The sequence below is a fragment of the Larkinella fluvii genome (assembly GCF_051857545.1).
Taxonomy (GTDB): domain Bacteria; phylum Bacteroidota; class Bacteroidia; order Cytophagales; family Spirosomataceae; genus Larkinella.
In genome coordinates this window covers 189,578-211,019 of sequence record NZ_JBPZHB010000002.1, presented here as the reverse complement: position 1 = coordinate 211,019, position 21,442 = coordinate 189,578, and the positions used below count along the sequence as shown (strand labels likewise).

14 protein-coding genes are annotated in these 21,442 nt (G+C 52.3%); 7 read left to right on the top strand and 7 right to left on the bottom strand.

Annotated elements, in window-relative coordinates; all coding sequences use genetic code 11:
- Positions 1 to 65 precede the first annotated feature (65 nt).
- Positions 66 to 1,625, bottom strand: a complete 1,560-nt coding sequence (gene treF / locus ACS5NO_RS04940) for an alpha,alpha-trehalase TreF (protein ID WP_439414116.1) — start codon at positions 1,623 to 1,625, stop codon at positions 66 to 68.
- Between the two features lie 133 nt (positions 1,626 to 1,758).
- Between treF and treS the strand changes: the two genes are divergently transcribed.
- The 3 genes from treS (at position 1,759) to ACS5NO_RS04925 (ending at position 8,952) form a co-directional block, all read left to right on the top strand.
- A complete protein-coding gene (gene treS / locus ACS5NO_RS04935) occupies positions 1,759 to 5,070 on the top strand; it encodes a maltose alpha-D-glucosyltransferase (RefSeq protein WP_439414115.1) in 3,312 nt (1,103 codons plus the stop codon).
- Positions 5,071 to 5,269: 199 nt separating this feature from the next.
- On the top strand, positions 5,270 to 7,471 hold the full coding sequence (locus tag ACS5NO_RS04930; protein WP_439414114.1) for a bifunctional alpha,alpha-trehalose-phosphate synthase (UDP-forming)/trehalose-phosphatase: 2,202 nt from the start codon (positions 5,270 to 5,272) through the stop codon (positions 7,469 to 7,471).
- 86 nt (positions 7,472 to 7,557) lie between these two features.
- Complete coding sequence (locus ACS5NO_RS04925) at positions 7,558 to 8,952, top strand: GntP family permease (RefSeq protein WP_439414113.1); 1,395 nt, start codon at positions 7,558 to 7,560, stop codon at positions 8,950 to 8,952.
- 392 nt (positions 8,953 to 9,344) lie between these two features.
- Here the strand turns inward: ACS5NO_RS04925 and aqpZ are convergent, their stop codons facing one another.
- Positions 9,345 to 10,046, bottom strand: a complete 702-nt coding sequence (aqpZ, locus tag ACS5NO_RS04920) for an aquaporin Z (protein ID WP_439414112.1) — start codon at positions 10,044 to 10,046, stop codon at positions 9,345 to 9,347.
- A 91-nt stretch (positions 10,047 to 10,137) separates the two neighbouring features.
- Entirely contained in the window at positions 10,138 to 11,064 is a 927-nt protein-coding gene (locus ACS5NO_RS04915) for a LysR substrate-binding domain-containing protein (RefSeq protein WP_439414111.1), read from the bottom strand.
- A 90-nt stretch (positions 11,065 to 11,154) separates the two neighbouring features.
- Between ACS5NO_RS04915 and ACS5NO_RS04910 the strand changes: the two genes are divergently transcribed.
- The 3 genes from ACS5NO_RS04910 to ACS5NO_RS04900 are packed head-to-tail and all read left to right on the top strand — an operon-like array spanning position 11,155 to position 13,070.
- A complete protein-coding gene (locus tag ACS5NO_RS04910; protein WP_439414110.1) occupies positions 11,155 to 12,591 on the top strand; it encodes an NADP-dependent isocitrate dehydrogenase in 1,437 nt (478 codons plus the stop codon).
- 24 nt (positions 12,592 to 12,615) lie between these two features.
- Entirely contained in the window at positions 12,616 to 12,864 is a 249-nt protein-coding gene (locus tag ACS5NO_RS04905) for a hypothetical protein (RefSeq protein ID WP_439414109.1), read from the top strand.
- Entirely contained in the window at positions 12,861 to 13,070 is a 210-nt protein-coding gene (locus ACS5NO_RS04900) for a hypothetical protein (protein ID WP_439414108.1), read from the top strand. The genes ACS5NO_RS04905 and ACS5NO_RS04900 overlap by 4 nt, the downstream gene beginning before the upstream one ends.
- A gap of 65 nt (positions 13,071 to 13,135) precedes the next feature.
- On the opposite strand, the gene ACS5NO_RS04895 is transcribed toward ACS5NO_RS04900, so the two are convergent.
- Together ACS5NO_RS04895 and ACS5NO_RS04890 are read right to left on the bottom strand one after the other, a co-directional pair.
- Positions 13,136 to 13,819, bottom strand: a complete 684-nt coding sequence (locus tag ACS5NO_RS04895) for a 3-keto-disaccharide hydrolase (RefSeq protein WP_439414107.1) — start codon at positions 13,817 to 13,819, stop codon at positions 13,136 to 13,138.
- A 159-nt stretch (positions 13,820 to 13,978) separates the two neighbouring features.
- The gene (locus tag ACS5NO_RS04890) at positions 13,979 to 15,766 is read right to left on the bottom strand and encodes a family 43 glycosylhydrolase (protein ID WP_439414106.1); all 1,788 of its coding nucleotides are present in this window, start codon (positions 15,764 to 15,766) and stop codon (positions 13,979 to 13,981) included.
- A 354-nt stretch (positions 15,767 to 16,120) separates the two neighbouring features.
- Here ACS5NO_RS04890 and ACS5NO_RS04885 point away from each other — a divergent pair, with 354 nt between their 5' ends.
- Complete coding sequence (locus ACS5NO_RS04885; protein ID WP_439414105.1) at positions 16,121 to 17,815, top strand: ATP-binding protein; 1,695 nt, start codon at positions 16,121 to 16,123, stop codon at positions 17,813 to 17,815.
- A 5-nt stretch (positions 17,816 to 17,820) separates the two neighbouring features.
- Here the strand turns inward: ACS5NO_RS04885 and ACS5NO_RS04880 are convergent, their stop codons facing one another.
- Positions 17,821 to 19,353, bottom strand: a complete 1,533-nt coding sequence (locus ACS5NO_RS04880) for a sulfatase family protein (RefSeq protein WP_439414104.1) — start codon at positions 19,351 to 19,353, stop codon at positions 17,821 to 17,823.
- 11 nt (positions 19,354 to 19,364) lie between these two features.
- The gene (locus ACS5NO_RS04875) at positions 19,365 to 21,395 is read right to left on the bottom strand and encodes an NPCBM/NEW2 domain-containing protein (protein ID WP_439414103.1); all 2,031 of its coding nucleotides are present in this window, start codon (positions 21,393 to 21,395) and stop codon (positions 19,365 to 19,367) included.
- Positions 21,396 to 21,442 lie beyond the last annotated feature (47 nt).

The window sequence follows — 21,442 nt, the reverse complement described above, 5'->3', positions numbered from 1 at the left end:
GCAAATTTTCTGTAAAGGTTGTATAATCAATGCTAAAAAATGCCTTCCCCCCCCCGCTTTTTCGGCTATACCGGTTGATCTGCCAGCGCGGTTTCACCCAGTTTTTCGCCCATCAATTGCCGGTAAACGCCATTGGTCCAGCCAAAACCGTCCTGATTCGGGTAATAGCCCCCGCCTGCCATCAGTGTATCATCTTCCACATTATATTTTTCCATCATTTTACCGGTTTCCCGGAAAACCCGGTCATTAAGGGCCAGCCAGCGGTCTCGTCCTTCGGTGGCCGTTTCCGAAAAACCGTAGTTCATAAGTCCTTTATACACAATCCACTGCAAGGGCGCCCAGCCGTTCGGCGAATCCCACTGCTGCCCGGATCGAATTAGGGTCGTCACCCAGCCACCGGGTTTCAAAAAATCGTTTCGCAGCCGGTCATGAACACCCTGCGCCTGTTCGGGCGTAGCCAGTCCGAAAAACAACGGAAAAGCAGCCGCCAGCGTTTGGGCAGTCGTCCGCCGGTTAGTAACCAGGTCATAATCAAAATAAAAGCCCCGGTCCTGATCCCAAAACGTCTGCAAAAGGGCGGTTTTCCGGCTTTCGGCCAGGTGTTCAAACCGCTCCGACGCCGTCCCGTCACCGGCTTGGTGGTAGGCGTCACGCAAGGTCCGTTCCAGCGAATAGAGAATACAGTTCAGATCGACCGGTAGCAGGGTGGCCGCGCTGGTGGTGGCCATCGTCTGCCCGTCTCTGAACCAGCGGCTGCTGAAATCCCAACCCGACTCACAGGCGGCCCGCAAATGGCCGTAAAAAACCGTAGACTCGATCCCGACCGCATTGGCAGCTTCCGTCAGTTCCACTTCCTTGCGATAAGCCTCGGCGCGGGGGCGGGGTGTTGGGTCAAAATACCGGTTTAGCACCGTGCCGTTTTCCAGCCGGGCCACGCGCTGCTCAAACGGATGATCTACGTTTAACAATTCACTGCCTTGCATCCAGAACGTATATTCTTTTTGCAGACGAGGCAGGTAGCGCGCCAGCACATCAGGGCCGTCCAGTTCGGCCAGCAACTGCACCATTAGGGCAAAAACCGGCGGTTGTGAACGGCTGAGGAAATAGGTTCGGTTGCCGTTCGGAATAAAACCGTACGTATCGATCAGGTATGCAAAATTATCGACCATGTTCCGAATCAGATTGATCCGCCCCGCCTGTTTGAGTCCCAGCAGCGTAAAGTAACTATCCCAGTAAAAAATTTCGCGAAACCGCCCGCCCGGCACGACATACGGATGGGGCAGCGGCAACCGCGAACTGCCTTCCACCGGCACATCCGGGTCGCGTGTCAGGACGTCCCAAAGCTGATCAATGTGGGCCGTGGTCGTCATCGTGGCGTCGCTGACATAACCGGACGCGGGTGAATCGGGCAGCGTAAAATGCTGGTCGACAAACGCTTTCAGGTAAAAATTGGGTTTATTTTTCTGAGCTTCATACTGGGCCAGAATAGCCTCGGGGGCCATCAGCGGGACACTGTCCACGAAGGTTTTCGAGTCGGGGAAAATACCGCTCAATTGAACATCCAGAAAAAAATCGCCAAATACGACATCCGGTGCCGGAGCCGTCTGATGGGTTGGTGGGAGCATGGTACCGTTTTTTTATGCGTCTCTATTTCAGTAACCCCGAAAGACGTTTCAAGGTTTTCCCAAACATCTCGCTCCCGTAGAAGTTAGTTTTAATAGGTAGACTGATTGAAACGGGACTTTTGACGAGAGAAATATGGCGACGAACAAAGCAGGCTTAGACGATAAACTCCACTGGTATAAAGATGCCATCATCTACGAATTACACATTAAAGCCTTTCGCGACAGCAGTGGCGATGGCATAGGGGATTTCGGGGGATTGCTGGAAAAACTGGATTATTTGCAGGATCTGGGCGTTACGGCCATCTGGGTGCTGCCCTTCTACCCGTCACCTCTGCGCGACGATGGCTATGACATCGCCGATTATTACAGCATCAATCCGTCGTACGGGAACATCGAGCAGTTTCAGGAATTTTTGCAGGAAGCGCACAACCGCAACCTGAAAGTGATAACAGAACTCGTCATCAACCATACCTCCGATCAACACCCGTGGTTTCAGCGGGCGCGAAAAGCACCGAAAGGCTCACCGGAACGCGACTATTACGTCTGGACCGACGACCCCAGTCAATACAAGGATGTCCGGATTATTTTCCAGGATTTCGAAGCCTCCAACTGGACCTGGGACCCCGTGGCCCAGCAATACTACTGGCACCGGTTTTTCCACCACCAACCCGACTTAAACTACGACAATCCGCTGGTTCAGGACGAAATCATCAAAATTCTGGATTACTGGTGTAAGATGGGCGTGGACGGTTTTCGGCTCGACGCCGTACCCTATCTTTTTGAACGGGAAGGCACCAACGGCGAAAATCTGGCGGAAACGCATGCGTACCTGAAAACACTGCGGAAACACATCGACGAGCATTTTCCGGGAACCATTTTTCTGGCCGAGGCCAATATGTGGCCGGAAGATTCGGCATCGTATTTCGGCGACGGCGATGAGTGCCACATGAACTACCATTTTCCGGTGATGCCCCGGATGTTTATGGCCGTTCAGATGGAAGACCGCTATCCGATTACCGACATTTTCGACCAGACGCCCGACATTCCGGAAACCTGCCAGTGGGCCATTTTCCTCCGAAACCACGACGAATTGACGCTCGAAATGGTGACCGACGACGAGCGGGATTACATGTATAAGATGTACGCCAAAAACCCGAAAGCGCGCATCAACCTGGGTATTCGGCACCGGTTGGCCCCGCTGATGGACAACGACCGTCGGAAAATCGAGTTGCTGAACAGTCTGCTGTTTTCGCTGGCTGGCACCCCGGTTTTGTATTACGGCGACGAAATCGGCATGGGTGATAATGTGTACTTGGGCGACCGCGACGGCGTTCGGACCCCGATGCAGTGGTCGCCCGACCGGAATGCCGGTTTTTCGGTAACCAATCCGCAGAAGCTGTACCTGCCGGTGATTCTCGATCCGGCCTACCATTACGAAGCCGTGAATGTGGAAACGCAGTGGCAAAACACGTCGTCGCTGCTGTGGTTTACGAAACGCATGATCAACATGCGCAAGCGGTACAAAGCGTTTGGGCGGGGGAATCTGAAGTTTCTGAACGTCGAAAATCCGAAAGTGCTGGCCTTTACCCGCAGCTACGAAGACGAGACGTTGCTGATTGTGGTCAACCTGTCCAAACACTCGCAACCGGCGGAGATCGATCTGGTCGACTACAAAGGCTACCGGCCGGTTGAACTGTTCAGCAAAAACCGGTTCCCGGTCATTCGGGAAGACAGCCCGTATCCGTTTACGCTCGCGCCCTATGATTACCAGTGGTTTTCGCTGCAAAAAGCACACCCGGATGTTGATCTGGAAAATGCATTGCCGTCGCTGACGCTGGCGAAATGGGAAGACCTGACGCTGACCAAAGCGCGGACGACGCTCGAAAACGAGATTCTGCCGAACTACATGACGAAAGCCCACTGGTTTATCGGCAAAGGCCGGGAAATCGACAGTTTTGCCATCACCGATCAGGCCGTTATCCATCTGGACGACAAAACCGGCTCGCTCCTCTTGGTGGAGGTGTCGTATGAACAGGGTTTGCCCGAATTGTATCAGGTTCCGGTCGTGTTCGTGCAGGGTGACCGGGCCAGCCAGATCGCCACAAGTTGTCCGCAGGCGGTTTTGGCAACGCTAAGGCTTGGCGACCAGGACGGGTTGCTCTGCGATGCTTTCTTTACCGCCAAGTTGCATCAGTTGCTCTTCACCAAAATGGCCGCGAATCAGGCCATTCCAGCCAAAAATGGCAAGCTGGTTTTTACCGGGAACGACAAGCTGAAAAGCTACCCATTGAACGCCGGAGACATCAAATCCAAAATGCACACCGCCGACCGGGATTATACGGCCATTGCCTACGACAACCAGTTTTTCCTGAAAATGTACCGGAAAGTGGACTGGAACCTGAACCCGGACGTGGAAATCACCCGGTTTTTGAGTGATGAAGCCCATTTCGAGTACGTTCCATCGTTTATCGGTACCATCGAATGGCAGTCTGAGAAAGGCTCGATTGCGTTGGGAATGATGGAGGTGATGGTGGAAAACCACGGCGACGGCCATAGTTTCATGCTGGAACGGATTCACAACTTCATCGAGCGGATTCTGGCTCGGAACAAAGAAACACTGGCTCTGATTGGTCGCCAGGGAAGTTGGAGCGAACCCTCCAGCTTTGATGAGTTAACCGTCGAAAGCCGGGAATTGCTGGGCGGCACGGCCTCGGAAGAGGCCCGGCTGCTGGGTATTCGAACGGGTCAGATGCATCTGGCACTGGCCAACACGACCAACAAGGACTTTGCCCCCGAGGAATTCTCGCTGCACTACCAGCGGTCGCTGTTTTCCGGTATGCAGTCGCTTGTTCGGGAAAGTTACCAGAGCCAGACCAAAAACCTGAAGGATTTGCCAGTCGACAGCCGCCGGGAAGTGGAGGACATTCTGGGTAAAAAACAGGCGGTTTTGGCTGCCATGAAGCGGATTTATGACCACAAACTGGATGCGCTGAAAATTCGGATTCACGGGAATTACCACCTGGGGCAGGTGCTGCTGACGGGCCGGGACCTTGCCATTCAGGATTTTGGCGGGAATCCGCTGCGGAGTTTCAGCACCCGGCGCATCAAGCGGTCGCCATTGCGGGACGCTGCCGCCATGATCCGGTCGTTTTATTACGTTGCATACGAAGGTTTTCTGGCCACCAACCAGGTTCCGAAAGAGGACATTAAAAACCTGCTACCGTTTGCCGACTGGTGGGCGTACCAGATCAGCCAGATCTTCCTGAAAGCGTACCTCGACACCGTTGAGGAAGCGAATTTCTATCCAAAAAACCGGGCCGACCTGCGGGTTATGCTGGAAGCTTATCTGCTGGAACGAGCCATGTTTGACCTCAATGATGACCTGGCCAACCGCCCGGACCGGGTGCTGGCACCGGTTCGAATCATCAAAGCAATTCTTGATTGAAAAGCCGTTCAAAACCGAATAGGCAAATCTCTGACTATCGTACAATTCATTGTGGGTCAGAAATTTAAATAACAAATTTAGCATTCTGGAAATGGTTATTACCCGGATTAGAATTTTTCTAATCCGGGTGTTTCCCGAACCATTCCACGCTAAATGGTCTTATTTAATTACTCGACGTGATTAGTATAAACCATTCATTATGAAGAACAATAGACTTATCATCGTTTCGTATCGGCTCCCTTTTGCCTTTGAAACCACCTCCGGTAGTACGACGCTGAAAGCTTCCTCAGGAGGATTGGTAACGGCCATGAAGTCCCTGGATTTCAAAGGCGCCAGTGAAAAACCGGTTTGGGTAGGCTGCGCCGATTTCTCCCGCCGAACCTGGGAAAAGCACAAACACCTCGTCAACGATGACTTTGAGTATGTCCCGGTTTTTTTAGACCGCAAAATTCAGCAGGATTTCTACAACGGTTTTTCCAATTCGGTCATCTGGCCCCTTTTTCACTATTTCACGACGTATGTCGACTACCAGGAAAAGGATTTCGTGGCTTACCAGAAAGCCAACGAAGCGGTTAGTGAAGCCGTTTCACAACTGATGAAACCCCAGGACATCGTTTGGGTACACGACTATCATTTTATGGGGTTGCCGAGGTTGATCCGTGAAAAAAAGCCCGACGCCACCATCGGTTTTTTCCTGCACATCCCCTTCCCTTCCTACGAATTGATCCGGATTCTGCCCCAGAAATGCAAGGAATACCTGTTAACGGGCCTGCTGGGGGCCGATCTGGTCGGCTTTCATACCAACGACTACAACATCCATTTTCTGCAATCCGTCCAGATCAATCTGGGTGTTCAGCACAAAATATGGAAGATTAATTACCAGAACCGGCTTATTCAGTCGGATTCGTTTCCGGTCGGCATCAATTATTCGCTCTATCACGACGCCTACGACAACGCGGATGTGGTGGAAGAGCGCGCGGCTTTGAAGAATGCCTACAAAGATAATAAGATCATTTTTTCGGTTGACCGGCTGGATTACACCAAGGGCGTCATGCAGCGTCTCGATGCGCTGGAAGCCTTCTTGCGACGCTACCCCGAATGGACGGAGCGGTTGACGTTTATCCTGGTGGTGGTGCCCTCCCGCGATGAAATTCTGAAATACGGCGAACGGAAAGTAATGATCGAACAAGCCGTCGGGCGAATCAACGGAAAATACGGAACCCTGATCTGGCGGCCCATTGTCTATCGCTACGGTTCGGTGCCTTTTCCGCAGTTGCTTGCACTCTATACGGCCTGCGATGTGGCCCTGATCACGCCCATTCGCGACGGGATGAACCTGGTTGCCAAGGAGTTTGTGGCAGCCCGCAAAGACCACCAGGGCGTGTTGATTCTGAGTGAAATGACCGGAGCCGCCAACGAAATGAGCACCGCCCTGCATATCAATCCGATGGATGAAAATGAAGTGGCCGACAAAATGAAAATTGCCCTGGAAATGGAACCGGAGGAACAGGCCCGCCGGATTGCCATCATGCAGCGACGATTGAAAGAATACGATGTCAAAAAATGGGCCGGCAGTTTTGTCGACTGTTTATTGAATCTTCAAAGCTCCCAACAGACTGAGCCCGCCCCACTCTTGAAATCACAACCCAACTTCTCCCTCCAGGAACGCTACGCGCAGGCCCGTTCGCGGCTGTTGCTGCTCGACTATGACGGCACGCTGGTGAACTACAAGACCAAACCGGAACTGGCAGCTCCGCCCATCGAAGTGATCAACGTGCTGGGCAGGCTGGCGAGCCGCCGGGAAAATTACGTGGTGATCATCAGCGGCCGCGACCAGCAGACGCTCGACGAATGGCTGGGTTTTCTGCCCATCGACATGGTGGCCGAACACGGTTCGTACATCAAGCAGCAGGGATTGTGGCGACGGGATATTCTGGACGACGGTTCGTGGAAGCAGATTGTCAGCCCGGTTCTGATCGATTTCGTAACCCGCTGCCCCGGTTCATTTATTGAAGAAAAAAGCCATTCGCTGGCCTGGCATTATCGCTCTGCTGAATCGGAAACCGGCTTTGTGCGGTCCCGCGAGTTGATCACCACGCTCGAAAATCTGCTGCCCTACCAGTTGCGGGTGATCGACGGCAATTGCGTGGTCGAAATCAAAAGCACCGAAACCGATAAAGGCAAGGTGGCCAAGCAGTTGTCACTGGCCCGACCCTACGACTTTGTGCTGGCCATCGGCGATGACCGCACCGATGAAGATATGTTTACGGCTCTGACGCTGGAAAACCAATATACCGTCAAGGTTGGTCCCGGCAGTACCCATGCTGCTCATCGGGTTGAAAACGTTCAGGAAGTCCTGGCGTTGCTGAAGGATTTCAGTGCTGTAAATATGCCGCTTTAATCGACACGGCTAGATACCAAAAAAAGGCAGTAAAATACAATGATTTTCTCCTTCTGCTAGCTTAACTCTCTAAGCAATCGCATCGGATGGACGTCCTCCTGGTTTTACTGCCTTTGGCTTTTTTGATTATTGTTGCCTACCGCGGATTCAATGTCATCTTATTTGCACCCCTAGCCGCTTTGCTGGCCGTTCTGCTAGCCAACCCGGCTTACGTTCTACCGTTTTTTTCGGGCGTTTTTCTCGATAAAATGGCCGGTTTTATCAAGCTCTATTTCCCGGTATTTTTGTTGGGGGCGGTGTTGGGAAAGCTCATCGAAATGGCGGGGTATGCCAAATCCATTTCCACGGCGGTGATCGCTGTCATTGGCAAAAACCGGGCGATGCTCGCCGTGGTGTTGGTCGGTGCCATTCTCAGTTACGGCGGGGTTTCATTGTTCGTCGTGGTGTTTGCCATTTACCCCTTTGCGGCCGAACTCTTCAAAGCCAGCGACATTCCCAAGCGCCTGATTCCCGCGACCATTGGCCTCGGCTCGTTCACCTTCACGATGGACGCCCTGCCGGGAACTCCTCAGATTCAGAACATTATCCCGACCACATTTTTCAATACCGATGCCTGGGCCGCTCCCTGGCTGGGCATTTGCGGGAGCATCTTTATCTTTTCGATTGGCATGTTCTATCTGCAATGGCAACGAAACCGGGCGATCCAAACCGGCGAAGGTTACGGAAAAAACCACCTCAATGAACCCGAACGACGGGCTGAAACGACGCTGCCTTCCGTTGGCATTGCGGTACTTCCGCTGCTCGTTGTGACGGTTTTCAACAAAGTTTTCACGGAGCTGATTCCCCAACGCTACGGCCAAACGTTCGACTTCGCCAGCCTGGGGATGGAGGGCATTCCGCCCATCGAGATTTCAAAATTAACGGCTGTCTGGGCGGTGGAAGGGGCACTGGTTCTGGGCATCGTCACCGTTCTTCTTTTTGCCTTCCGGGCCATCAAAGCTGGTTTTACGGCGGGGCTTAACCTCGCCATTGGCGGGGCCTTGCTGGCCACACTGAATACCGCATCCGAATACGGTTTTGGGGCCGTGATTGCGGCTCTTCCGGGATTTAAAGTGGTGAGTGCCGGCATTGCGTCCCTTTTCAAAGACCCGCTGGTCAATGAAGCCGTTACGACCACGACGCTGGCCGGGATTACGGGTTCCGGTTCGGGCGGGTTGAGCATCAGCCTGGCCCTCATGAGCAAAACCTACCTCGAACAGGCCACCCAACTGGGCATCGATCCGGAAGTGCTGCACCGGGTGGCGGCCATGGCCTGTGGCGGCATGGATTCCCTGCCCCACAACGGCGCGCTGATCACCCTACTGGCCGTAACCGGACTGACGCATAAACAGGCTTATAAGGACATTTTTATCCTGACCCTCGTCAAAACCGCAGCCGTGTTCTTTGTGATTGCCCTGTATTATGTCTTCGGAATCGTTTAAAATCCCCAAAACCTGACACCGATGTCAAATGAACCATCCCTACGGGATTCATCCCCGGATAATCGGACACGATTCCTACAAAATGAGCCGTCCCGATGGGACGTATGATGCAGTCCGTTTTCCGCAGGAATCCCAAATAATCCCGTAGGGATGATTCATTTTGTAGAAACGGCCACAAGAAAATTCAAAACAATCCCGTAGGGATGATTCATTTTGTAGAATCGCACCACACAGAAAAATCAAAAACAATCCCGTAGGGATGATTCATTTTGTAGAATCGCACCACAGGAAAATTAAAACAATCCCATCGGAATGATTCATTTTGTAAAAACGCCCACACAGAAAAATCAAAAACAATCCCGTAGGGATGGCCCATTTTGTAGAATCTTTTATTATTTTCTCTTTTCTTCAAAAACACCCTTATAAAATAATGCGGCCACAATTCCGCCCACAATCGGGGCGACGATGAACAGCCACAATTGTTTCAGGGCCAGACCGCCGGCAAAAATCGCCGGGCCAAAACTCCGCGCAGGGTTGACCGACGTCCCCGTGACCGGAATCGCCACCAGGTGAATCAACACCAGCGTCAGACCAATCGCCAGGCCAGCCATGTTGCTGTTGCCTAACCGGGACGTCGTTTTGAAAATAACCAGCAGAAACAGGAACGTCAGGACGGCTTCCGTAATGAATGCGGAGGAGGTGTTGTAGGCTCCCAGGTAGCCGGGCCCCCAGCCGTTGGAACCGAGTGCCCATTGGCCCATCGAAAAACCGGGAGCCCCACTCTGGATCAAATACAATACGCCCGCCCCCAGCGTGGCCCCGATAAACTGAGCAATGATGTAGGCGATGGCATCACTGGCGCTGATTTTTCCGGCCACCAGCATGGCAATCGTAATGGCGGGATTGATGTGGCAGCCCGAAACCGGACCAATGGCATAGGCCATTACCACCACCGCCAGACCAAAGGCAAACGAAATGCCCAACAGGCCGATACCGGCGGGTCCGGTGGTCGAAATTCCGGAAATACTGGCGGCTCCGCAGCCAAAGAGAACCAGGGAAAAGGTGCCGATCAGTTCGGCCAGTGACTTTTTCATAGACAGTTTTTAAGTTTAAGAGAAAGGGTTTGTTGGCCCATTCTTTTGACCTCAAAAACCGGATTAAGTCACAGGTAACCGAAGAAAAACGCTACTGGTAATTTTCAAACCAGTTAAAACGTTCCTGTATGATTGCATCCTTCTGCTTTTTAACGTAGGTCAGATACATACCGGCAACGGGCGACATCTTTTTATGGGAAAGCCAGATCAGACTCCAAACTGATTTGATGGGAAAATTCTCAACCGGGATAATCCGAAGCTGACCATTTTCAAGCTCATTTTTAATGCCGATCAGCGGCATAACGGAATAGCCTAACCCGGCAATAACCGCCTGTTTTACAGCTTCATTGGAAGTCAGTTCCATCTTTTTCAAAACCGTTAGCCCATTGTTTTCCAAATAACGCTCCATTACCAGCCGGGTACCGGAGCCTGCTTCCCGGTAAATTAGCGGAATGGTCTCGAACAGGCGCATGGTGTACGGTTTCGGTCCAAAATCCGTCTCCTGACTCCCCACCAGATACAGCTTATTCTGCATCAGTTCAATCTGGCTGATGGCCAACTGAGTCGGCAAGACGGAAACCAGCGAGAAGTCAACTTCATTGTTCTCCAGACTGCTGATCACTTTCGATTTGTTCGTCACATCCAGCACCAGTTCAATGCCCGGATGCTGCTTCATAAAATCGGTCAAAAAATACGGCATGACGTATTTACCGGTACTAACCACCGAAATTTTCAAGCGTCCCGTTAGTTGCCCTTTATAAGCCAGCGTTTTGTAATTAATGGCGTAGACTTCGTTCAGGATATTTTCGGCCGCAATGGCCATTTCTTTCCCAAAATCGGTAATGTATAACTTCTTTCCGATCACTTCCGTCAGCGGAATTTCAAATTGATTCTGAAAATTTTTCAGTTGGATTGAAACGGCCGGCTGGGTCAGATGCAGTACTTCGGCGGCCTTGGTGATGCTCTGGGTTTGAACGATCGTTGAAAAAATGCGAAGTTGATTGAGGGTGTAATTCATAATTATTTTTTATACATATCATTACAAACATAAATAAAAATATATAATCCTGGCGCTGCAATTTTGTCGCATCAATAACTGGTATTAAAAATGACACGAATTACAGTAGCAAAGGGCGACGGCATCGGTCCTGAAATCATGGATGCCACGCTCGACATTATTCTGGCGGCAGGCGCACAACTCGAACTGGACGAGATTGAGGTGGGCGAACAGGTTTATCTGGCCGGTAATCCAGCCGGGATTGCCAAAGAATCCTGGGAAATCATCCGGCGAAACAAGGTATTTCTGAAAGCCCCCATCACCACCCCGCAGGGTGGAGGGTACAAAAGCCTGAACGTCACCACCCGCAAATTTTTAGGTCTCTACGCCAATGTCCGGCCCTGCCTGAGTCTCCATCCCTACGTCAAAACCAAACACCCGCACATGGATCTGGTGATTGTGCGGGAAAACGAAGAAGATCTGTATGCCGGTATTGAACACCAGCAAACCGATGAAGTGGTGCAATGCCTCAAGCTCATCAGCCGGCCGGGTTGCGAAAAAATCGTCCGGTATGCGTTCGAATACGCCCGTCAGTATAAGCGCAAAAAAGTAACCTGCTTCACGAAAGACAACATTATGAAGCAAACGGATGGCTTGTTTCACCAGGTGTTCGACGAGATTGCTGCCGAATACCCCGACATCGAAAATGAACACTGGATCATTGATATTGGAGCTGCCAAGATGGCCGATACGCCCGAACTTTTCGATGTCATTGTGATGCCCAATTTATACGGCGATGTGCTTTCGGATGTAGCGGCTCAAATCGCGGGATCGGTGGGGCTGGCCGGATCAGCAAACCTGGGCGAAGAATGTGCCATGTTTGAAGCCATTCACGGGTCGGCCCCGCGCCGGGCCGGGCAAAATCTGGCCAATCCGTCGGGGCTGCTTCAGGGTGCGGTGATGATGCTGATTCACATCGGACAAACCGACGTGGCCGAAAAGGTACAGAATGCCTGGCTTAAAACCATCGAAGACGGTATTCATACGTATGATCTCTACAAGGAAGGCATCAGCACGCAAAAAGTGGGCACAAAAGAATTTGCGCAGGCGGTTATTGCCAATCTGGGTCAGAAACCCTCGACCCTGAAAGCCGTTAATCTGGCCAATGGAACGCCGTTAAATCTGCCTAAATACCAGCGAAAACCGCCCGCCAAAAAAGAACTGGTCGGTGTCGATGTCTTTGTTCATTGGAATGGCACCAATCCAGACGAGCTTGCCCGGTTGCTGAAGCCGCTGGAATCCGAAAAAACAAAACTTTCCATGATCACCAACCGGGGCATCAAAGTATGGCCGGACGGCTTTTCGGAAACGTTTTGTACCGATCACTGGCGGTGTCGTTTCAAACCCGCAAAAGGCAACACCCTGGGTAAACTGGATATTATTTTCCTGCTGGTCAAAGCCGTCGAAAACAACATTGACACCATCAAGACGGAGAATCTGTACGATTTTAACGGAAAACCCGCCTTTTCGCTGGGTCAAGGTCAATAATTCATCCACTCCATTTAGCATATCATGGAAATGCAGCTCATTCAGGGTCAGTTTTCGGCCCAGGATTCCATTCAACTCCTTACTGAAATGGTACATGTTAAAATCAAATACCACGAAAGTAAGATCGGTAGCAACAGCAGCGAGGAAGACGTCAAAATGCGGGAAAAGCGGATCAAAACCTTGCAGAAAGACCTCTCTGACCTTCGGCAGGCCATTCAATCCAGCAGAGGGCCGGTTTCAATTGATTCAGTTTTAACGATCAGGCTGTCATGAAAAAGTTCCTGCAAAACGCCCGGATGCTGAGTACCCGGCTCGAATCCCGCTTACCGGTTTTACCAATCATGTTCCAGTTCAGTGTGTCAGTAGCCTGTCTGGTGGCGGCTTTCGTGATCCGGGACGATGTTTTGGCGAGCGAAGTCGTCAAAGTGCTGTCAATTCTGTGCAGTGCAAACCTGCTGCGAAGTCTGACGATTAACTAAACTTTTGACCAGTCTGCCGACCCGGACACGTCGTTTCCTGGTCGGCAGACTCTGGTAACTTTTTTTTACGGCAACGCTTTAATTTTCATGTTCTTGAAGTAAATCGGCGCTCCGGCGTGTTTGCCCTGAAAACCGACATACCCTTCGTTCGGTAGTGTGGCCCAGGGTTTGTTGAGCCAGTTCGGAATTTCCGACCCATCAGGGTTGGTCTTGCCGGAAGTCCACAGGCTCATGTCGATCTGGTTGACGAGCTGACCGTTCAGCAAAACCGTAATGTTTTTTCCCTGACACGTGATCGTGTAGCGGTTCCATTCGCCCGCTGATTTGACTACCTTGGGCAGCAAAGCGGGTTTGTGACCAAAAAACGCCCCGCACTGCCACGACGCCGGAGCTTTGGACCACTGTTCGCTATAGTCGTCGGCAATCTGAATCTCCACCGAGTTCGGAATAAAATTGGCGGTATCGCTGCAATACACGAAAACCCCGCTGTTGGTGCCGGGCGCGTTCTTGAATTCCAGGTCCAGCACGAAGTTTTTATACGTTTTTTTAGTCCAGATCGGGATGTCTTCCGTGGCCGTCAAAACGCCGTTTTCAACGCTCCAGATGCCTTTTGGAAAACCGGCGTCGGACAAATCGGCGGCAAAAAGCGGTTGCCAGTCGTTTCCGGAGGTATCGGGATGTTTCGACGCGGTTTGGGCAACGGCCAGCCCGGTTAGCAAACTGCAAATCAGTACTAGAATTTTTCTCATGGAATTGGTTGGTTTCAAACTCGATTTAGCGACCCGAAGTTGAGGGTCTTTTTTGAAAAAGAAAAGTTTTGTCAAACCATCCGGGCGTTCCGGCGTGAATTATGAACGAATCACTGGTCGAAAACAGGGACATGAACCTGAAGAATTCGTATTTCTTTTTTACCGGGGACCAATGACCTCACTAACCGTTGATACGCCGTTTTCATTGAACGACTCAATGGCGAAATAGTACGGTACACCCACATTCAACGCCCTCAATTCCAGTTTATTCGGCTGGTCGTTCCAGATTTGGTAGGTCTGGTACAGCTTGTCTCTGGCAATGCCCCACAGAATGTTGTAGCCCACTGCACCGGGTACTTTTTCCCACGCAATATCGGCATTTCGCTGGTCTTTCTGCCGGACAGCTGCTAGTTTTACGGGCGTCGCCGGGGCTTTTCCCAACCCGTTGCCAAAAACCCGGAAACCGTTGATGGCCACGTAGGGACCCGCCGTGTAGACGTGTTCATACCGCACATACCGCCCGCGCACCGGCCGGGGCAATTCCACATAGGCACAGGCGCGGTCGCGTTTGGGCTCCGATGTCAGATCGGCAATTTTATCCCACTTCTTTCCATCTTTCGACGCATACAACCGAAACTGGGTATAAACCGTAGAATCACTGTCGAAAACAGTGTTTTTGTAATCAACATAATTGACCTGCACCGCCCGAATGTCGTGGTCGGCGCCGAGGTCGGTGGTCAGCGTCTCGCCGGCTTTGTTTTGGGTCGGCACCCAGAACGTCCGGGGGTTTTCGTCCACCGTCAACTCTGCCCGCAGGGTATCCAGCGTCGAGGAGGCTGTAACCGGTTTTTTGTAGTTCAGCAACATCCAGCCCGTAAAAAGCGCGTTGCTGTTCTCCCACTTTTTGGTGGAAAGATGGTGCGGAAAGTCTCCGAAACGGGTGTTGGCGTAAAGCTGGTCGTCCTTGTCGAAACCGGCGGGGTGCATCACAATCCGTCGTTCCATGCCCCAGACGATGCCCAGCCAGGTGGTGCCGGTATTCCAGTAGTTGCCAAAATGGTCCTGAAACGTGTTTCCGTGGCCGGTGCCGGTGGCGTAGCCCCCCGGTTTGTAGGCAATGGGATTATAGGGCGCGTATTCAAACGGTCCCAGCGGATCCTTGCCGACATAAGTGCCGTTCGCATACACGTTGTATTCGGTTCCGGGGGCTCCGTATTGCAGGTAGTATTTGCCGTTGTGTTTGGTCATCCAGGCTCCTTCCGTAAACGGTTTGATGGGATCGGAATGGTTTGGGCCAAAACGTTCCCAGCCGTGTTGCCACGGGTCGAGCCAGAGCATGGGCTGATAGGCTTTCGACGGTTCCGGGTTCATGTAGGTCAGTCGACGGCGGTGGTCTAGTTCGGCACCAAAAATCGGATACACATTCGAGGAACCCCAGTACATAAACCACTTGTCGGTATCCGGATCGTGGAAGAGAGCCGGGTCCCAGGGGCCAATGTCTTTGGGCAGGCGCGGCAGCCAGCGGTTATAGAACTTGAGCTTGCCTTTTTCGGGTTCGGTCGAATAAAAAATGGGGCGTTGTTCGAACGTCGACTGAAACAGGAACAGCGTATCGCGCACCGACAGGGCCGCCGGCGCACACATGTCTTCCATCGGCCATTTATCAGGCACAACGTATTGCCAACTGACCAGATCCTTCGATTTCCACCAGCCACCGGAAATGGTGACGAACAGAAAGTATTCCCCCGGTTTGTTGCCCACTTTGTGGTTAATAATGACCGGATCAGCGCCTGAACGGTACGAAATCCGTTCGTTCAACTGCTCAAAATTATACCGGTAACTGATGTCCATCGGGTTGCAGTAGGTTCGTTGCTGGGCCAGACCGGAGGCCCCGATGAACCAAGAAAGAGCAAACAGCAAGACCTTCTTCAGAACGTTTTTTTTCATAATTCTCCTGTTTTCGATAACCAATTCACCTTCCAACAGACGCCTTTTCTCCACTTGCAAGTACGGGACAAAAAACCGTTTCGATTTCGGGATGCTGGAAAATAGTTTTCAAAAAAACACCCGTTTCCGTTGTTGCCGACCGGATCGGCATCCGGATTCACTTTAAACAAAATCAGCAACTTAGCTGTTTTAACAGACATAACCGACACACTGACCAGATCGTCTTTTTCGGAATTATCAACCTATTTCTCCCGACTCACAAGAGGATATTTTTACGGTAATGGCCTTTTATAAAAACTACGGTGGGTGAACCATTTATTCGCTGGCAGCCATAGAACATACCCTGTTTCTGTTATGTACGAACTCGCTAAAGTTTCGCTGGATGATGAGCAGGATCTAATTCTGGCGCATAAACGCACGTTGAAACTGGGCGAACTGGCGGGGCTTTCACTCGTGGTCCAAACGACTTTTGCAACGGCGGTTTTAGAAGTTTCCCGCGATGCCCTCCAGCATGGCAGCGATGCATCCCTGACGCTCGGTATTGTGCCCCCAAACGGCTCCAAAGCCCGGATTATGGCCAAAATCAGTGACAGTCGCAGTGCCATTACCGGACAAAAAAATGAACGGATCGAGGTGGCCAGCCGCCTGGTGGATGAGGTTCAGATTTACAAATCCGAAAAAGGCTCAGAAGTACAGCTCAGTATTCCGGTTTTAGCCGATCAGTGCGTCTATGAAACCAACGTGGCACTCTGGAAGCACCACTTCAACTCCGAGCCGACCGAACTGGTAGCCGATGAAATCAAACGGAAAAACAACCAGCTACAGGAACTGGCTGAGCGACTTCGCTCGTCAGAACGCCAGTATCAGGTGTTGAGCGATTCGTTGCCACTCATGATTTTTACGGCCACGGCGAAAGGGAAACTCCTGTATGCCAACGAATGGCTGCGAAAATACACCGGCGAATCGGTCAGCCAGTTGAATAAAACGAAATGGGAGACGGTTCTATATGAAGACGACGCAGCCGTATGGTGGGAAAAATGGGCCGAAACCGCTTCGGCCAACCACGCGTTCCAGATCGAAATCCGAATCCGGAATGCCGAAACGGGTGCTTACGTCTGGCACCGGATGACTGCCACCGCGCTGCTGGATGAAAAGAAGGAAGTTCTGTACTGGAGCGGTTTTCTGGTGGATATTCAGGCCCAGAAAATGGTGGAGCGAACCTTGCAGGACAACCGCGAGCTGACCGAAACCAAAAAGAAACTGGAACAATATCAGCACGAACTGAAACTGAACATTGGCGAACTGAACCGCAGCAACCAGGAACTGGCCGAGTTTGCCTACATAGCTTCCCATGATTTGCAGGAACCCTTACGAAAAATTCAGTCTTTCGGAACGCTGCTGGTCGAACAGTTTGCCAATGAGCTAAACCCAACGGCCCAGGATTTGATTCAGCGGATGCACCACGCAGCCGAACGCATGCACGTTCTGATCAAGGATATTTTGGCCTATTCGCGGCTGAACACGCACCACCAGCCCTTTCGGCAGGTCGACCTCAACGCGCTGGTTAAAGAGGTATTGGGCGATTTGGAACTAAGCATTCGTGAAAAAAAGACGCAGGTTTTCGTTGGCTGTTTGCCCACCATCTACGGCAATCCGCTGCAACTGCGGCAACTGTTCCAGAACCTCCTCTCGAATGCCCTGAAATTTATCGCACCCGACCGCCTTCCGCAGGTGCGGATTTCCGCCCGGGACGTCACCATTTTCGACATTCCGGTTCCAATGCGGCAACGGGAACCGTCGTACCTGGCCATCAGCGTGGAAGACAACGGCATTGGTTTCGACGAACGGTATCACAACCGGATTTTTCAGCTTTTCCAACGGCTGCACGGCAAAGACTTATATGCCGGCACGGGCATCGGACTGACCATTTGCAAGAAAGTGGCTGAGATGCACGGTGGCACCATCGCGGCCCAGTCGCAACCCGGTCAGGGAGCCATATTTACGGTATTTCTGCCCCAAAGTGTGACTGTGGCCGTTCCGGCCAAATGAACTCCTCAACGCGAAACCCGCGTTTTGCTTTGCCGGATTTTGACCAATAAGTCCGTTAATTCCCGCACTTTTTCGGGATTCTGCTGATAAAGGTCAGTGGTCTCCGCACCATCCGTGGCCAGATTGTAGAGCTGCCCTTTGCTCCCCTGCTCCGCTGGTGCTTTGATCTGTCTGGGTTCCGTAAAACCGCCCGAGCCCAGCCCTTCGATCAACTTCCAGTCGCCTTTTCGAATCGCAAAAAAACCGATGGATGAACTGTGCACCACGGCCGGTTGATCGGCAACCTGGCTGGCTTTACCCAGCAACACGGGTAAAATGCTGTAGCTGTCTTCGGGCATGGCAGTCCGGTTTTTCAGTCCAAGCACGTCATTACAGGTCGCCATCAGGTTGGTTAAGGTGGTGGTGGCCGCGCTGGTCGTTCCCGGTTTTACGTGACCCGGCCAGCGAACGATAAACGGAATGCGGTGGCCGCCTTCAAACGCGTCGCCTTTCATGCCCCGAAATCCGCCAGCCGCTTTGTGGTTGAACTGCTTCACAAAATTTTCCCGCCAGTAGGGGCCGTTATCGCTCGCAAACAGAACGATCGTATTGTCAGCAAGTCCCGATTCGGCCAGCGTTCGCAGAACCTCCCCGACGGCGGCATCCACCTGCTGAACAAAATCGCCGTATTCCCCGGCTTTCGACTTCCCGGTATAATCGCCGGTCGGCACCCAGGGCGTGTGCGGAGCCGCCAGTGGAAGATACAGAAAGAACGGTTTTTGCGTCGACTGCTTTTTCAGGAAAGCTACGGCTTTGGACACAAACGTGGGTAGTACGCCATAGAAATCGAATGAGGGAGCCTTCTTGCCTTCGCGCCAGAACGGGCCGGTATAGCCGGTTTCCAGCTTATTACCGTCGGTGTAACCCGTCGGCAAGTCGGTGAGTTTCTGGTTTTCAAGGTAACAATAGGGCGGCATATCGAGCGAAGCCGGCAGGATGTAGGAATAGTCGAAGCCAACGGTTTTCGGCCCCTGCGCCGGTTCCCGCGAAAAATCAATATCATCGGGATTCATTTCGGTTTTAATGCCGTATCCTTCCGCCGTCAAAACCGCTTCACGGCCCTTTTGCACTTCCCAATCCAGCCCCAAATGCCATTTACCAATAACCGCCGTTTGATACCCCTGGCTTTTCAACAACGAAGCCACCGTTGGGCGATCGGCTTCGATCAGCGTCCGGCTATACCCCCGCAACACCCCGACCGGCAGACGGCTCCGCCAGGGGTAGCGGCCGGTCAGCAAACCGTAGCGCGTGGGCGTACAAACCGATGAGGGCGAATGCGCGTCCGTAAACCGCATGCCCTCCGACGCCAGTTTGTCGATCTGGGGCGTCTTGATCTGCCCTTCCGGATTATACACCGACACGTCGCCATACCCCAAATCATCCGCCAGAATGTAGACGATGTTGGGCGGCTGCTTTTTGTCGGGTTGTGATGGATTCATGCCGATTAAAAAACCGGCCATCCCACAAATCAATACGCCTAAACTGAAAAATCTGATCATTTTGTGAATGTTTAAGGATAGGAACGCGAATTGAGCGCAAACAGCCTGAACAGCGCCACCCCATGATGCCGAATATCGGTTTTGAATGTCTTTTCAAACACACCAAGATCCTTTTGCCGCCACACATCGCGCAGCCGGTAGTTGCCTTTCAGCCCCGCTTTAGCCAGGTCAAATGTAAAGATTTTCGCCGTCTCATCCCCCCAGCGAAAAAACGATTCGGGCGTTTTGCCATACTCCGCAACGTTGAACAGGCCGACCGCAAACGAACCGTCTTCCAGCGGTTTGAGCCAGATTTGTACACCATTCTCCTCCCGCACCAACCGGGCCGATTTCCCCAGCGGATCCTGATTGATTTCGATGACTTCGTCGTTGGTCAGCAAATTCAGGGTAAACGCGTCCAGTTGCTCAATGGGGCAACCGATGAGCAAAGGTGCTGACAGTAAGCTAAACAGGCTCACGTGGCTGTATTGTTCGTCGGGCGTCAGGCGCGTCGGATGGATTTCAGGCCCGGTCGCTACATTGCCCACAATCATCATGTCGGGGTCGTTCCAGTGGCCGGGGCCGTTGTAAGGTGCCCATTTGTCGAGCGTAAACGCCAGTTGGTACAGGCTCGTCCAGCTATCCCGGATGTCGGGGCCGGTGCGGTACATGTTTGATAACCGCATCCAGTCGGTCACGTTGGCAAACGGGGCCGAGTTGGACAAACTGAACACAATATCCCGACCCGATTGCCGCAGCGCCGTCGACATCCGTTCGGTCGAGTTGACATCGATCCGCCAGTCGTATTTCAGGAAATCAATGCCCCATTCGGCCATTTGCCGGGCATCCTCGGTTTCGAACCGGTAAGGAGCGATGTGATTGAACGCGCGTCGATTTACCCTAATCGACTCGTGCGATTCTCCGCCCTTTGCAAAATCGGAGGAAGCCCCAACATAACCGCCGTAACTGGAAATATAGGGCGTCGAATACAGCCCCGCTTTCAAGCCCAGCCCGTGAATATAATCCACCATGCCCTTGAAATCCGGAAACTTTTCGTTCGGCTGCAGGGCGTTTAGCGGCCCACCCCGGACACCCTGCCAGGCATCGTCGATGTTGATGTACGTCCAGCCGTGATCGATCAGGCCCATCTTCACCATGGCGTCGGCCGACGCGATTACTTTTTCCCGGTCAATCCGCGTTTCCCACGAATTCCAGCCGTTCCAGCCAATGGGTGGCGTCAGCGCAATCGTATCACCGATCTTGATCGTCAGGCTCCGGGTCGCTTCACCCAGCGAGTTTTTGGCTTTCAGCGTGGTTTTGTACGTGCCGCGCTGGCTGACTTTTCCCGTAATAATGCCGGTTTTACGATCCAGTATTAACCCGGACGGTAAACCCGTGGCTGAAAAAAGCATGGAGCGTTTTCCCGTTGTGGCAATGGTGTACAGAAACGGATTTCCGGGTGTGGCTCCGACGATTTTTGCAGAATTGATCCGGGGTTTTTCGCCCGGTTTGGGCGTCAGAATGTATTTTTCGCCGGTATTCGGAAGGTGTTCAGGGCGGTTTTCGCCTTTCATGATCAACTGCGCATTGGCCCAGTTGGCGTAGGTTCGTTTGTTGTTGGAACCACCGACCGGATCGGTGATCAACAGGCCCAGCCGTTCGATCCCCGTCAGGTCTACCTCAACCTTCTGGGGAGCGTCGCCCACCTTCATTTCCCGGCTTTCAAAAAGGATCTTCCGGTCGCCGATGACGTAGAATTTGACCGGAATTTCTGTATTTCCCAGATCATCGGCTCCAATCACGGCACTGAACCGCGTGGCATTTTTATTCAGGTAAAACGCCAGCACGCTAACGCTTTGCGCCCCGACGCCCCGGCTGAAATACGTCCGGTTGATCCGCATCGAATCGTTGCTGTAATTTCGTTTCGCCGTCACCGGACGAATGCCCTCGGAAAAGGTTTGAATCAGCAGATCATCCAGCCAGATGACGCTGGTTTTCTGGGAATAGGCCGTTGTGCCAACGCATAGCACCCACGCCAATAACAAGCCCGGCAGTTTACTCATTTACGTGTCGCTGATTTTCCATCCGTTTCATACCCATTCATCAAACG

What these genes read in the sequence shown, in the direction of transcription:
- treF (WP_439414116.1), bottom strand. Translation starts at nt 1,625, where the DNA reads ATGCTCCCACCAACCCATCAGACGGCTCCGGCACCGGATGTCGTATTT.
- treS (WP_439414115.1), top strand. Translation starts at nt 1,759, where the DNA reads ATGGCGACGAACAAAGCAGGCTTAGACGATAAACTCCACTGGTATAAA.
- ACS5NO_RS04930 (WP_439414114.1), top strand. Translation starts at nt 5,270, where the DNA reads ATGAAGAACAATAGACTTATCATCGTTTCGTATCGGCTCCCTTTTGCC.
- ACS5NO_RS04925 (WP_439414113.1), top strand. Translation starts at nt 7,558, where the DNA reads ATGGACGTCCTCCTGGTTTTACTGCCTTTGGCTTTTTTGATTATTGTT.
- aqpZ (WP_439414112.1), bottom strand. Translation starts at nt 10,046, where the DNA reads ATGAAAAAGTCACTGGCCGAACTGATCGGCACCTTTTCCCTGGTTCTC.
- ACS5NO_RS04915 (WP_439414111.1), bottom strand. Translation starts at nt 11,064, where the DNA reads ATGAATTACACCCTCAATCAACTTCGCATTTTTTCAACGATCGTTCAA.
- ACS5NO_RS04910 (WP_439414110.1), top strand. Translation starts at nt 11,155, where the DNA reads ATGACACGAATTACAGTAGCAAAGGGCGACGGCATCGGTCCTGAAATC.
- ACS5NO_RS04905 (WP_439414109.1), top strand. Translation starts at nt 12,616, where the DNA reads ATGGAAATGCAGCTCATTCAGGGTCAGTTTTCGGCCCAGGATTCCATT.
- ACS5NO_RS04900 (WP_439414108.1), top strand. Translation starts at nt 12,861, where the DNA reads ATGAAAAAGTTCCTGCAAAACGCCCGGATGCTGAGTACCCGGCTCGAA.
- ACS5NO_RS04895 (WP_439414107.1), bottom strand. Translation starts at nt 13,819, where the DNA reads ATGAGAAAAATTCTAGTACTGATTTGCAGTTTGCTAACCGGGCTGGCC.
- ACS5NO_RS04890 (WP_439414106.1), bottom strand. Translation starts at nt 15,766, where the DNA reads ATGAAAAAAAACGTTCTGAAGAAGGTCTTGCTGTTTGCTCTTTCTTGG.
- ACS5NO_RS04885 (WP_439414105.1), top strand. Translation starts at nt 16,121, where the DNA reads ATGTACGAACTCGCTAAAGTTTCGCTGGATGATGAGCAGGATCTAATT.
- ACS5NO_RS04880 (WP_439414104.1), bottom strand. Translation starts at nt 19,353, where the DNA reads ATGATCAGATTTTTCAGTTTAGGCGTATTGATTTGTGGGATGGCCGGT.
- ACS5NO_RS04875 (WP_439414103.1), bottom strand. Translation starts at nt 21,395, where the DNA reads ATGAGTAAACTGCCGGGCTTGTTATTGGCGTGGGTGCTATGCGTTGGC.